The organism is Paraburkholderia domus, from assembly GCF_905220705.1.
Lineage (GTDB): Bacteria > Pseudomonadota > Gammaproteobacteria > Burkholderiales > Burkholderiaceae > Paraburkholderia > Paraburkholderia domus.
Genome location: NZ_CAJNAT010000001.1, coordinates 247,084 through 260,297, shown reverse-complemented (window position 1 = coordinate 260,297; position 13,214 = coordinate 247,084). Strand labels below are relative to the sequence as shown.

The window sequence follows — 13,214 nt, the reverse complement described above, 5'->3', positions numbered from 1 at the left end:
CACCCTTGCCACGCGCTGTTCAATTTATGGCAGATGTCCAGAAAACCGTGTTGATCCGCCATTCGGCGGAACAGATGTTCGACCTCGTTACCGACGTCGCCGATTACCCCAATTTCCTGCCCTGGTGCGGGGGAGTCGAAATCCGCCGCCAGGACGAAACCGGCATGGAGGCGAAGATCGACATCAACTTCAAGGGCATCAAGCAGCACTTCGCCACGCATAACAGCATGGAACGGCCCACCCGCATCGATATGGAGTTCGCGGACGGTCCGTTTCGCAAATTCACCGGTTTCTGGCGTTTCACGCCATTGCGGGCGGACGCCTGCAAGATCGAATTCGCGTTGCACTACGAATTCACCAACATCATTCTCGAGAAGATCATCGGGCCGGTGTTCAGTCACATTGCCAACACCTTCGTCGAATCGTTCGTGAAGCGCGCCGATCAGCGCTACGGTAAGGCATGAGCGCGCGCTTGTCGATTGAAGTCTGCTACGCGCTCGCCAGGGAGCAGACGCTCATCGCCGTGGAATTGCCGGAAGGCGCCACGTTGCAGCAGGCGCTCGACGCAAGCGGCATTTTGCAGCGCTATCCGCAGATCGATCTGGGCACGCAGAAGGTCGGCGTGTTCGGCAAGCTCAAGCCGCTCGATGCGGTGCTCGCCGACCACGATCGCGTTGAGATCTACCGGCCCCTGCTGGTGGATCCGAAGCTCTCGCGTCAACGCCGCGTTGAGAAGACCCGCAAGGCGGGCTCGATCGAAGGGCGCCGCTGGCAGAACAAGGATTCGCGCTAGTGCACGGAAGGCTGCGCCTTCTCCTCAATCGATGCCGCGCCGGACGTGTCGTCGTCCGCATGCTGGCGCACCGACCAGCACACGCCCGCCACCAGCAGCAGGATCGCCGCCGTTTCCAGCGGCCGGGGCAGGCGCTGGTCGTAGATGAACGCATAGAGCAGGGCGAAAAGCGTCTCGAACACGATCATCTGGCCGGACAGGGTGAGCGGCAGCCGTTTCGACGCGGCATTCCATAACCCATTGCCGAGCCACGACGCGCCGACTGCGAGGCCCAGATTCAGCATCCAGAAGGTGTGCCAGCGCTCGTCGCCGAGCGGCCCCTGGAGGCTGCCAGACGGCATGACGGCGACCACCAGCCACAATCCTGCGCCTAGCGCGCCGGTCACGACACCCCACAGCACCGACCACTCGTTACCGCTGAAATGCGTCTGGCGCTGCAGATAGCGGGCGTTTTCGACCGCGAACCAGGTCCAGCAGGCGAGTGCGCCAACCGCGCAGGTGAGGCCGAGGATTTTCGTCGCGATACTTACTGGCGTGCTGTCCGCGACCGTGAACACGTCGATGTTGATGCAGGCGATGCCGGCCACCACCAATGAGAGCGGCCATACGAGGCGGGCGAGCGGCACGGCGCCGTGATCACGCCGGCCGAGCAGCGTCACCGTGACCGGCAGCACACCGACGATCAGCGATGCCGGCGCGATGCCGATCATATGGACCGCTGCGGTCAGCAGCAGGTAGTAGAGCAGATTGCCGGCCAACGCCAGTTTGACCAGCGCGCCGAGATCCTCGCGGGTCAGGCGTTTGACGAGCGAACGCGCCATCGGCAGCGCGGCGGCCAGCGAGACGATGCCGTACATCGTGTAGCGGCCGGCGCTCAGCAGCAGCGGCGAAAAATCGGGCAACACGCGCGGCACCAGAAACACCATGCCCCACAAGGCCCCGGCCATTACTCCATATGCCACACCGCGCTGCATCGACTGCCCCTGCAAGAAAAACTGGAATGGTCGGCAGAATAGCCGTTCGGCGGGCAGCGTGTCTTGTTTGATTCTGCATTCCAGCGGTTCTATCCGGCGTGTTCAGGCGCTTTTTAACTTCCACGCGATGGCCCGGCGGCGCGCAAGCACCCCGAAATACCCATTCCCGAACCGGGTGGGGCGTCCATGCGCCCGAACGCGCAAACGAAACCGGATCGAACTCGAGGCGAACGCAGAAGCGAAATCGGAGGGTGCAAAGTCACGAAAAAAATCCCCCGAAATTCGCTAAGCTGCTGTTAGTGCAGTGAAAACCGGGGAGGTATCGCGTATAATTCGCTTTTGCGCCTATAGGATTTGCCATGCGTCTGATCCAAACAGCACTCACGTTCGATGACGTGCTCCTCGTCCCGGCTTTCTCCGATGTTCTGCCGCGCGACACCAGCCTCAAGACCCGGCTGACCCGCAACATCTCCCTGAATATGCCGCTCGTGTCCGCCGCCATGGACACCGTTACCGAAGCCCGTCTCGCGATCGCGATGGCGCAAATGGGCGGCGTGGGCATCATCCACAAGAATCTCACGCCGGCCGAACAGGCGCGTGAAGTTGCCAAGGTCAAGCGCTTCGAATCCGGCGTCGTGCGCGACCCGATCACCGTGCCGCCGCAAATGAAGGTGCGCGACGTCATCGCGCTGTCGCGCCAGCATGGCATTTCGGGCTTCCCGGTCGTCGAAGGCGCGCAACTGGTGGGTATTGTCACGAACCGCGACTTGCGCTTCGAAGAGCGTCTGGACGAGCCGGTGCGCAACATCATGACGCCGCGCGAGCGCCTCGTCACCGTCAAGGAAGGCACGCCGCTGGCCGAAGCCAAGGCGCTGATGCATAGCCACCGCCTCGAACGCGTGCTGGTCATCAACGACGCCTTCGAATTGCGCGGCCTGATGACCGTCAAGGACATCACCAAGCAAACCGAACACCCGGACGCGTGTAAAGACGAACACGGCAAGCTGCGCGCAGGCGCAGCGGTCGGCGTGGGCGAAGACAACGAAGAGCGCGTTGAGCTGCTGGTGCAGGCAGGGGTGGACGTGATCGTCGTCGACACGGCGCACGGCCACAGCAAGGGCGTGCTCGAGCGCGTCAAGTGGGTCAAACAGAAGTTCCCGCACGTCGAAGTGATCGGCGGCAACATCGCCACCGCTGCGGCGGCAAAGGCACTCGTCGAATACGGCGCAGACGGCGTGAAGGTCGGTATCGGCCCGGGCTCGATCTGCACGACGCGGATCGTCGCCGGTGTGGGCGTGCCACAGGTCACCGCGATCTCGAACGTGTCGGAAGCGCTGAAGGGCACGGGCGTGCCGGTCATCGCCGACGGTGGCGTGCGTTTCTCGGGCGACGTCAGCAAGGCGCTGGCCGCCGGCGCCAATTCCGTGATGATGGGCAGCATGTTCGCCGGTACTGAAGAAGCGCCGGGCGACGTGTTCCTGTTCCAGGGCCGCCAGTACAAATCGTACCGTGGCATGGGCTCGGTCGGCGCCATGAAAGACGGCGCGGCAGACCGCTACTTCCAGGACAACTCCGCGAACATCGACAAGCTGGTGCCGGAAGGCATTGAAGGCCGCGTCGCGTACAAGGGCTCGGTCAACGCGATCCTGTTCCAGCTGATCGGCGGCGTGCGCGCCAGCATGGGCTACTGCGGTTGCCGCACGATCGCGGAGATGAACGACAAGGCCGAGTTCGTGCAGATCACGGGCGCGGGCTTGCGCGAGTCGCATGTGCATGACGTGCAGATCACCAAGGAAGCGCCCAACTACCACGTGGACTAAACGCCAATGAAGCCATTGCTGCGCGCTGTACTCATCCTCGATGCCTTGTTGTTGCTTGCGTTCGGCCTGCTGTTTCTGCTGACGCCCTGGACTTCGTTGTACAACGCGCTGCTATTGGTGCAAACCCAGCCGGCTCTGGTCGGCCAGGGGTTTGGCGTGGCGCTGATCGGGCTCGCGTGGCTCGCTTTGCACGCGTCGATCGACGGATCGCTCACGTCGACGGTTGCCAAGGTTGTCGGCCATGTGAACTGGCTGACCGGCGTGCTGATGCTGGTCTGGCTGCTCGGGCTGCATACGCCGGCGCTGACCGGTTTCGGGCAGATCATCGCAGTGCTGACAGGTGTCGTGCTGCTGGTGGTCGGCCTGGGTGGTGTGCGCCTGTCGGGTGCGGTGCGGCGGCGTGAAAAGGTGCGGCTGGTTGAAGCTGCGGCCGCCGAACGTGCCGAAAAGCAGGCGGCGAAAGATGCCGCCAAAGACGCTGCCAACAAACGCGACTCCGGTCGCGTGACTGCGGGCTTTCCTGTCTATCATGCCGAACCCGTAGTCGAGCCTGTTATGCCCGTCACGCGGCCCGTGGGTCCTGTTTCGGCAGCGCCGCTTCCTCCGGTCGATGAACCGGGTCTGACGGCATCTGAACGCGCTGCCCGGGCCGATGCTGCCGCAGCGCGCGACGACGCTCGCAACTCCGCCGCCGATGCACCTGGTGCGCCCCGGCCGCCGTTTCATGGCTGATGCGCCAAGCGCCAGAACGCCTGCCGAAGCTACCGGTTTTCGTTCGCACGCGCCGCAGTTGAATGCCTGCGGCGCCCGCAAATCCAGCGCGCTTCATCGTTACGCTTCATGCTCGATCGTCCCCACGTGGACCGCTTTGAATTCAACGCCGCGCTTCGTGCGCGGCATCCCGTATCCGTTCACTTATGACTCCGTCCGCTGCCATGCATGACAAGATCCTGATCCTCGACTTCGGTTCGCAAGTCACCCAACTGATTGCACGTCGCGTTCGCGAAGCCAACGTGTATTCGGAAATTCATCCGTACGACGTCGACGCGTCGTTCATTCGCGATTTCGCGCCGAAGGGCGTGATCCTCTCCGGCGGCCCGAGCTCGGTCACCGAAACGGATACGCCGCGCGTGCCGCAAGCGGTGTTCGAACTCGGCGTGCCGGTGCTGGGCATTTGCTACGGCATGCAGGCGATGGCCGAGCAGCTCGGCGGCAAGGTCGATATCGGGCACCTGCGTGAGTTCGGCTACGCCGAAGTACGCGCGCGCAACCATACGAGTCTGCTCGAAGGCATCAGCGACTTCACCACGCCGGAAGGTCACGGCATGCTGAAGGTGTGGATGAGCCACGGCGACAAGGTGCTGGAAATGCCTGAGGGCTTCCAGTTGATGGCGTCGACCGAATCGTGCCCGATTGCCGCGATGGCCGACGAAAAGCGCCATTTCTACGGCCTGCAATGGCACCCGGAAGTCACGCACACCGTGCAGGGCCGCGCAATGCTCGAACGTTTCGTGCTGCAGATTTGCGGCACGAATCCCGACTGGGAAATGGGTCATTACATCGACGAAGCCGTCGCGAAGATTCGCGAGCAGGTGGGTAACGAACACGTGATTCTGGGCTTGTCTGGCGGCGTGGATTCGTCGGTGGCGGCGGCGCTGTTGCATCGCGCGATCGGCGATCAGCTGACCTGCGTGTTCGTCGATCACGGTCTCCTGCGTTTGAACGAAGCCGAGCAGGTGATGGCAACGTTCGCCGATCACCTCGGCGTGAAGGTGATCCACGTCGACGCGAGCGACGTGTTCCTGTCGAAGCTGGCCGGCGTGACCGATCCGGAAGCGAAGCGCAAGATCATCGGCGCGGAATTCGTCGAAGTGTTCCAGACCGAAGCCAACAAGCTGACTGATGCGAAGTGGCTCGCACAAGGCACGATCTATCCGGACGTGATCGAATCGGCCGGCAAGGGCAAGAAGGCCACGCAGACCATCAAGAGCCACCACAACGTGGGCGGCTTGCCCGAGACGCTGAATCTGAAGCTGCTTGAGCCGCTGCGCGAATTGTTCAAGGACGAAGTGCGCGAACTCGGCGTGAAGCTCGGTTTGCCGCCGGCAATGGTGTATCGCCACCCGTTCCCGGGCCCGGGTCTGGGCGTGCGGATTCTCGGCGAAGTACGCCGCGATTTCGCGGATCTGCTGCGTCGTGCGGATGCGATTTTTATCGAGACGCTGCGCACCTTTATCGACAAGGAAACCGGCAAGTCCTGGTACGACCTGACGAGCCAGGCGTTTGCGGTGTTCCTGCCGGTGAAGAGCGTTGGCGTGATGGGCGACGGCCGGACTTATGAGTACGTCGTTGCGCTGCGTGCTGTGCAGACGCTGGACTTCATGACCGCGCATTGGGCGCATCTGCCGCACGAGTTGCTGGGGCACGTGTCGAATCGCATCATTAATGAAGTGCGCGGGATTAACCGGGTGGTGTACGACATCTCGGGGAAACCGCCGGCGACCATCGAGTGGGAGTGAATCCCATTCTGGTGCATTTTCTGGCAATGCCTAGCAAAGCCAAGCAGTAGAAGACTAAGCCCGCGATTTTGCGGGCTTTTTTGTGCCTGTTCCTGAATCATCAATAGGAATCCGAAGCGCCTGCTGGTAGCGAAAAGCACGGCCAAGCACTTTTTCCGAATGGTGTTTTGATGGGTGGTTTATGATACTTGTTGTTCTTTAACGGGTTGCCCTGGTTGCGTTGCTTAGAACTGCCGCAAGTCGAATATTCGCTGCATCGGCATCCACTTCTGTCCGGTTGGGGTCCACGGCGTGGGAGCCTGGAACCTCCACATCAGATCCTCCCACTGTCGAACTGCCGCATTGGTTTCGGCGGCACGGGCCATTCTGTCGGCGTCGAATATGGCGTCGTCCGTTTCCATGATCATGAGTAGTCGCGTCCCTAAGCGATAGATCTCCATACTCAAGACTCCATGCTCGCGTATGTGCCTGACGACATCCGGCCAGACCTGACGGTGAAGCTCCTCGTAACGCGCAATCAGATTCGGATCGTCTCTCAAATCCAGGGCAAAACAGTGGCGCATAGCCGTTTCCTTTTACGATACGTTCGAACCGACAACGAACGGATTGGGGGCGAAGCGCGTCATTGACCAAACATTCCCTGATGCGAGCCCGGCGAGTCGCCCACCGTCATACCGTCGAATTTCCAGAGCCGTCCGGCATTGTCAAATCAATCGTGCTGGCTGCTGAACTGTCTTTGCAGCTCGATGATTGCGGGAAGGTGAAAATCGAGAACATCGGGAGCCGCGTTGCCTTGCCGGCGGCAGACTTCCACAGCAAGTTCGAGCGCCCGGGCACGCGCGATGATCAATAGGGATCGCGCCTCCCACAATAAGTCCTTCTGTAGCGCGGATAGCCGAAAAGCTTGCTCAGCCTCCACAACTGTAAGTTCAAACGCTTCAGTATCCATTGGCAATTGTCCCCGACCGTTCACATTCACTCCTTGAGTGCGACGCTCATCCTTACCTCCTGGCGCTTACCAGTCACATGACTGGGGCGCATCGAGCCACGGCAAACACCACGTCAGATTCCGCTAGCAATCATTTCTTTAAGACGTGGTTGCTCGATCCGCGTGCCGTTGGCTTGTGTCAGGGAGGCCGTCAACGCCAGCAATGGGGCTATCCGACGTTGCTTCTTCTGCGCGTGATTCTGTGCGATATCGGCGAGGCGGTGCGCGAGAAAGGGATTGAGCAACCGCTCACGGAGTTGTGCCACATAGGCAAGTGCATCATCCCGCTGACCCGAGGCCTCGAATACGGGTAAGACTTCCTCGTGCCAAATCGTCTCGAGTTCCGCCCGTAGGACAGGGTCGTTCATCGCACCGCAGACTGTCTCGTCAGCTGCGCGAGCGTCGCGTAACCAGCGCTCGGCGAGAAAGGTATGCCCGAGATTCAGCAGGAACAGCTTGCGCCGCTCGAAATGGTGGAGATTCTCAGTGAGCACGATCGAAGGATGTACACACGGTACCTGCAGCCGTGGCTGCTGTTCTATCGCCCACAGTGCATACGGTTCCGCGATCGCGCCCACAGGCCGGATCGGCTCTGACACGATCCGGTCGACCAGCGAATTGGCCCATACGCAATGGTCAGTCAGATAGCGGATAAACTCGTCGGGCATGTGCCATTGCAACGCCAATTCCACGGCGATGCCTCTTAACACTTCCCCGTTTTTCTCGATCAGCTCGCAAGGAAACAGCGATAGCGGTGCGTCGGGCTGGTTTTGCCATCGTGTGTGCAAGAGGGACAGCAGTCTGGCGGGGAAGCTGTGCGGTACGCGGCTCGGGTCGGCGAAAGCGCGAGCATTATCGTGTTCATCGAGTTGATAACCCTGGTCCCCCGTGTTCGAAACAATGATCCGCACGGGACCGGAGATCGCCTCGCGGAGCAGAGCCCAATCCTTGCGCACGTGCACGGCTTGGCGAATCGCCCGTCCGGTCAGTGTTACGTCAATCAATCGGCCTGAATGCAGTCCACGTATATGGACCGGATAGCCGCCGCCGTTCGCGAGCGCGGCGATGCGCGCGGCGCTGTCGGCGCTTTCTGTGGTCTGAACCACGGCAATGCCGCCTGGCGCCGCGCCTGGTTGGCCGGACTCGAGCGCCTCTGAGACGAATAAATCGACATGCGCCTGCAGGAAACGGCTCGTGCCGAATTGCAGAATGGGTTGCGTGAGCGGTGCGGCCGTTGCCTGTGCTTCCTCATGCGAAGGGCGCATCGCTAACATTCCACGATAGCTTTGACGACACCGCCGGCAGGATCAAGCAGTGTCGCGAAGTGAGCAGGGACATCGGCCAACGCCATTCGATGCGTATTCAGCGCGCGGTCCGGGATATGGCCGGCCCGCATGGCCTTGATGACGGTGTCGAAGTCCTCGAGCGTCGCGTTGCGGCTGCCGAGCAGGGTGGCTTCGCGCTTGTGGAATTCGGGGTCCGAAAAAGTGATCGTGTCAGCCACGATGGAAACGAGTACATACCGGCCGCCATGGGCGATGAACTGGAAGCCGCGTTCCATTGCTTTGGGGTTGCCGGTTGCGTCGAACACCACATCGAAAAAGTCGCCGTCCGTCAGTTCCGACAATTGCGCGTGATCGCCGTCGCCAATCTGCACCGCTGCGGCGGCGCCTAGATGTTTAACGCAGAAATCGAGCCGGTCCACACGCGTGTCGAGGGCGGTCACCGTCGCGCCGCGCAGTCTGCAGAAGGTCAGGACCGCCATGCCGATCGGCCCCGCGCCGACTACGAGCACGCGCTCACCCTGCTTCACGTCGCCACGCCTGACCGCATGCGCGCCGATCGCAAGGAATTCGACCATGGCCGCCTGATCGAGCGTGATGCCTTCGGCCTTGTGGACGAACTGCGCGGGAACGCTCAGGTACTCGGTGAACGCGCCGTCTCGATGCACGCCCAACACCTGGATATTCACGCAGCAATTGGTCTTGCCGCGGCGGCACGCAATGCATTGGCCACACGACAGATACGGCATCACGTAGACCTGGTCGCCCGCAACCAGTCCGCTGTGGCGCGGCGCCTGTTCGACGATGCCCGACAACTCATGGCCCATCACGCGCGGATAGGCCAGATAAGGCTGATTTCCCGTGAAAATATGCAAGTCCGTACCGCATACGCCAACACGCTTGACGCGCAACAGCACGTCGTTTTCTCCCGTTTCGGGTTTAGGCCTTTCCTGTGCGCTCAGCGTTCCTGGCGTCTCGCATATCACCGTAAGCATAGCAATCCTTATTTCGTCGCCGTTTCGACCGGCGCAGCGTTAGTTCGAGTACGTCTTGCGGCGGCAGCCGGGCGCGATTTCGATCGAGCCGCCCGGATCCGCCAGGATGGTCAATACAGCACGTTCTTCGCTTCGGGCTTGTCAATGTTGTCTTTGGTCACCATCACCACGCCGGTATCGAGGTTCTTCGACACCGGTTTCTTTTCGATCAGATTGACCGCTGTTTTCACGCCCAGCTCTCCCATCTGGTACGACCCCTGTACGGCGGTGGCGGCAAGCGTGCCGTCCTTGACGAACCCCTGGAGATCCTGATTGCCGTCGAAGCCGATCGCCACCACTTTGCCGGCTTTGCCGGACTGTTCGAGCGCGCGGCCCATGCCGACCGCGGTTGGCTCATTCGCGCCGAAAATGCCTTTGAGGTCGGGATTGGCGGTCAATGTGTCGGTGGTCTGATTGAGCGCAGTCGCCATCTGCGAGTTGGAATAGAAAGGTCCCACCACCTGCAATTGCGAATGTGCCTTCAGATAGTCGCGGAACCCGCCGACCCGGCCGATTTCCGAGCCCGCACCGGCCACGTAGGACATGACCGCGACCTTGCCGGTTTGGCCCACGCGATCGATCAGCGCTTTGGCGCACAGTTCGCCCGCCTTCTTGTTGTCGGTCGAGAGGAATGACTGGTAGTACTGCTTGCCGGAATCGGAGAGCGCTGAATCGATGATGACGACCGGGATATGGGCTTCCCACGCCTTCTTGACGGCCGGCACGAGCGCGTCGGGATCGGACGGGGCAAGTACGATGCCGGCCACCTTGCGATTCACCGCGTTCTCGACCATGTTGACTTCGTCGGCAATGGCGGTTTCCGCCGCCGGGCCCTGGAAAGTCATCGTGTAGCCCTTGAGTTGACCCATTGCCGCATTCGCGCCCTTCTGGACGTTCTGCCAGTAGTTGGAACTCGATGTCTTCACGATAACCGCGATCTCGCCGCCGGCGGCGCGAGCAAGTCCGGTGGCCAGCATCAGGGTGGCGGCCAGCAGGCTGAGTTGGAATGTGCGCATGTCTCTACTCCTGTGAGGATTTGTTGTCGTACATGGACTTCTCGGCGGCGCGGACCAGCCGGTCCGAACCGCCGATGGATTTCACCGGCGATTGCGGAGCTGGTCGATCCAGACAGTGCCCAGAATCACCAGGCCGATGATGATTTGCTGAATGAAGCTGGACACTCCATTCATGTTCAACCCATTACGCAGAATGCCGATCACGAAAGCGCCGATCGCCGTGCCGGAAATCGTGCCGACGCCGCCCATCAGCGACGTGCCGCCGATCACCGCGCTGGCAATCGCGTCGAGTTCGTACATCACGCCTTCATTCGGCTGCGCGGTGAGCAGTCGCGACATCAGCACGCAGCCGGTGACGCCTGCAAGCGCGCCGGAGAGCACATACGTGAACATCGTCACGCGCGCGACATTGACGCCGGACAGCCGGGCCGCTTCGGCGTTCGAGCCGACCGCGTAAATATGCCTGCCGAGTGTGGTGCGGCTTAGCATGATCGACACGGCGATCGCGATGACGATCATCAGGAGCACGGGGTAGGGGATGCCTGGAAACGTCACGTCCGGAAAGCCGTCCGCCCCAATCGTCTCGATCCTGAACAGCGCGCCGTTGCCGAGCACACCGAAGGCTTCACCCAGCCCCGACACGGGGCGTGCGCCGGTGATTTGCAGTGCCACACCTCGCGCCACGAGCATCATGCCGAGCGTGGCGATAAACGGTGGCAGGCGCATGCGCGTCACACACAGACCGTTCACGGCGCCGCACAGCGCGCCGACGACGATGCCAAGCAGCATGCCGACGGTGACCGGCATGCCGGCCTTCACCGCGAGGGCCGCCACGACGCCGGACAGCGCGAGCACCGAGCCGACCGAGAGGTCGATACCGCCGGTGATGATGACGCAGGTCGCGGCGACGCCAAGGTAGGCAATCGAGGTCACCTGCAGCGCGACGGTCATCGCATTGTCGACGGTATGGAAGGCCTCGCTCGTAGACGAGAACACCAGGATCATCACAATCAGGCTGGCGAAGGCGGCAAACTTCTGAATCAGATCCTTGCGCCGTTCGCTGGCAAGCGAACGGCTGGGACGTGTAAGCGTGCTCATTGCGAAGCTCCCGAGGTGTCCGAAGCGCCTCTGCGTCCCGAGGCGTAATGCATGATTTCTTCCTGACTCGTTTGGCGCGTCTCGAGGATCGTTACGAGGTCGCCCTCATGAAAAACGGCCACGCGATCCGTCATGCCGAGAATCTCGGGCAGCTCGGAGCTGATCATGACCACGCCGATGCCTTGCGCCGCCAGCTTGTCGAGCAGTTCGTAGATCGCGAATTTGGCGCCGACGTCGATGCCGCGGGTGGGCTCGTCGAAGAACAGCACCCGTGAGTCGCGAAACAGCCACTTGCTGATGACAACCTTCTGCTGATTGCCGCCTGACAGGTTGCGTGCGATCTGCCTGACGCTCGGCGTGCGTATGCCCAGCGCGTCCACGTAGCGTTTCGCAACGGCGGCCTCGGTTGCGAAGCGTATAAAACCCAGGCGGTTCGAGACCGCATCCATGTTGGCCAGCGTGATATTGCTGGCGACGGGCATGTTGAGCGACAGGCCGTTGGCCTTGCGGTCTTCCGACAGGTACGCAATGCCGCGCCGGATCGCGTCGATCGGCGAGCGGATCGCAAGGGTCTCGTGACCTAGCCTGATCGTGCCGCTGTCGGGTAGATCGGCGCCAAAGATCGCGCGCGCGACTTCCGTTCGGCCCGCGCCCATCAAGCCGGCGAAACCCAGGATTTCGCCGCGCCGCAATTCGAAGCTGACGGGTCCGAAGACATTGGCGCGCGTTAATTGATCGACCGACAGCAAGACCTCCCCGGTCGGAACGGACGTGCGCGGCGGAAATTTATCTTCGAGCGAACGGCCGACCATGCGTGCGACGACCTTATCGATGGTGGTTTCGCGGAACACATCCGTCGACACATAGCGTCCGTCGCGCATGACGGTGACGCGGTCGACGATCTCGGTCATTTCATCGAGCCGGTGCGAGATATAAATGATTCCGACGCCGGCGCGTTTCAGCTCGTGAATGATCCTGAACAGCTGACAGGTTTCCGTCTCCGTAAGAGACGACGTCGGCTCATCCATGATCAGCACTTCGGCGTCCAGCGAGAGCGCCTTGGCGATTTCCACCATTTGCCGTTGCGCGACCGGGAGCGTGCGCACGAGTGTTCCCGGTGCGATGTCGACACCGAGCCGGTCGAGGCAGCGCTGCGCATCGGCGCGCAGACGCGCCCGGTCGACGAATACACCACGGCGCGGTTCACGGGCGAGAAAGATGTTCTCAGCCACCGACAGGTGCGGCACCAGGTTCAGCTCCTGGTGAATGATGGCGATGCCTGCCGCTTGAGCTTCGAGCGACGAAGCGAAGCGGCATTCGCTGCCCTTGTAGATGATGGAGCCATCGTCGGGCGGATACTGGCCGCTGATGATTTTCATCAGCGTCGATTTGCCCGCGCCGTTCTCTCCGCAAACGGCATGAACTTCGGCACGCCGCAAGTCGAAACTGACGCTGTCTAGCGCGACGACGCCCGGGAAGCGCTTGGTCACGCCCGTGAGTCGCAACAACTCGCCGTTCTCGTCGGGCCGTGAGGAGCGAGCCGGCGCATCGGCAGCCGGGGCGTTTACCGGTTCGGACGCCGATACACGGGCGGACAGGGCAGACATACGATGTTCGCCGGGAGCAACTGCGAGGCGGGCATGACCCGAATGCGGGCGCGCCGATAGAGCGCGGCGCGGCGCGGGCCGT

The 13,214-nt window shown here is 61.8% G+C and carries 13 protein-coding genes; 5 read left to right on the top strand and 8 right to left on the bottom strand.

The annotated features are described in order from the left end of the window. The first annotated feature begins 26 nt into the window (after window positions 1-26). On the top strand, window positions 27-464 hold the full coding sequence (locus tag KHO31_RS01095) for a type II toxin-antitoxin system RatA family toxin (protein ID WP_063496516.1): 438 nt from the start codon (window positions 27-29) through the stop codon (window positions 462-464). Next, window positions 461-793 (top strand): RnfH family protein, encoded by a 333-nt coding sequence (locus tag KHO31_RS01090; RefSeq protein ID WP_201073207.1) that lies wholly within the window; start codon window positions 461-463, stop codon window positions 791-793. The genes KHO31_RS01095 and KHO31_RS01090 overlap by 4 nt, the downstream gene beginning before the upstream one ends. Here KHO31_RS01090 and KHO31_RS01085 read toward each other — a convergent pair. Next, window positions 790-1,767, bottom strand: a complete 978-nt coding sequence (locus KHO31_RS01085) for a DMT family transporter (RefSeq protein WP_201073205.1) — start codon at window positions 1,765-1,767, stop codon at window positions 790-792. The genes KHO31_RS01090 and KHO31_RS01085 overlap by 4 nt on opposite strands. A gap of 359 nt (window positions 1,768-2,126) precedes the next feature. Between KHO31_RS01085 and guaB the strand changes: the two genes are divergently transcribed. The 3 genes from guaB (at window position 2,127) to guaA (ending at window position 6,106) form a co-directional block, all read left to right on the top strand. Then, entirely contained in the window at window positions 2,127-3,587 is a 1,461-nt protein-coding gene (gene guaB, locus KHO31_RS01080) for an IMP dehydrogenase (RefSeq protein WP_074283115.1), read from the top strand. A 6-nt stretch (window positions 3,588-3,593) separates the two neighbouring features. Further along, the gene (locus tag KHO31_RS01075) at window positions 3,594-4,319 is read left to right on the top strand and encodes a hypothetical protein (RefSeq protein ID WP_201073203.1); all 726 of its coding nucleotides are present in this window, start codon (window positions 3,594-3,596) and stop codon (window positions 4,317-4,319) included. 203 nt (window positions 4,320-4,522) lie between these two features. Further along, the gene (gene guaA, locus KHO31_RS01070; protein WP_201073201.1) at window positions 4,523-6,106 is read left to right on the top strand and encodes a glutamine-hydrolyzing GMP synthase; all 1,584 of its coding nucleotides are present in this window, start codon (window positions 4,523-4,525) and stop codon (window positions 6,104-6,106) included. A gap of 224 nt (window positions 6,107-6,330) precedes the next feature. Here guaA and KHO31_RS01065 read toward each other — a convergent pair whose 3' ends face one another. From KHO31_RS01065 to KHO31_RS01035, 7 genes are all read right to left on the bottom strand, one after another. Beyond that, window positions 6,331-6,669, bottom strand: a complete 339-nt coding sequence (locus KHO31_RS01065; protein ID WP_201085105.1) for an L-rhamnose mutarotase — start codon at window positions 6,667-6,669, stop codon at window positions 6,331-6,333. A gap of 146 nt (window positions 6,670-6,815) precedes the next feature. Continuing rightward, window positions 6,816-7,055: a hypothetical protein gene (locus KHO31_RS01060; RefSeq protein ID WP_211622543.1), complete on the bottom strand. Its 240-nt coding sequence runs from the start codon at window positions 7,053-7,055 to the stop codon at window positions 6,816-6,818. A 113-nt stretch (window positions 7,056-7,168) separates the two neighbouring features. Beyond that, window positions 7,169-8,359, bottom strand: a complete 1,191-nt coding sequence (locus KHO31_RS01055) for a mannitol dehydrogenase family protein (protein ID WP_211622542.1) — start codon at window positions 8,357-8,359, stop codon at window positions 7,169-7,171. Between the two features lie 2 nt (window positions 8,360-8,361). Next, window positions 8,362-9,372 (bottom strand): zinc-binding alcohol dehydrogenase family protein, encoded by a 1,011-nt coding sequence (locus tag KHO31_RS01050; protein WP_211622540.1) that lies wholly within the window; start codon window positions 9,370-9,372, stop codon window positions 8,362-8,364. Window positions 9,373-9,482: 110 nt separating this feature from the next. Further along, window positions 9,483-10,427: an ABC transporter substrate-binding protein gene (locus KHO31_RS01045; RefSeq protein ID WP_211622538.1), complete on the bottom strand. Its 945-nt coding sequence runs from the start codon at window positions 10,425-10,427 to the stop codon at window positions 9,483-9,485. Between the two features lie 81 nt (window positions 10,428-10,508). Next, the gene (locus tag KHO31_RS01040) at window positions 10,509-11,525 is read right to left on the bottom strand and encodes an ABC transporter permease (RefSeq protein WP_211622536.1); all 1,017 of its coding nucleotides are present in this window, start codon (window positions 11,523-11,525) and stop codon (window positions 10,509-10,511) included. Next, window positions 11,522-13,132 (bottom strand): sugar ABC transporter ATP-binding protein, encoded by a 1,611-nt coding sequence (locus tag KHO31_RS01035; protein ID WP_211622534.1) that lies wholly within the window; start codon window positions 13,130-13,132, stop codon window positions 11,522-11,524. Before KHO31_RS01035 ends, KHO31_RS01040 begins: the two co-directional genes overlap by 4 nt. Window positions 13,133-13,214: the final 82 nt, after the last annotated feature.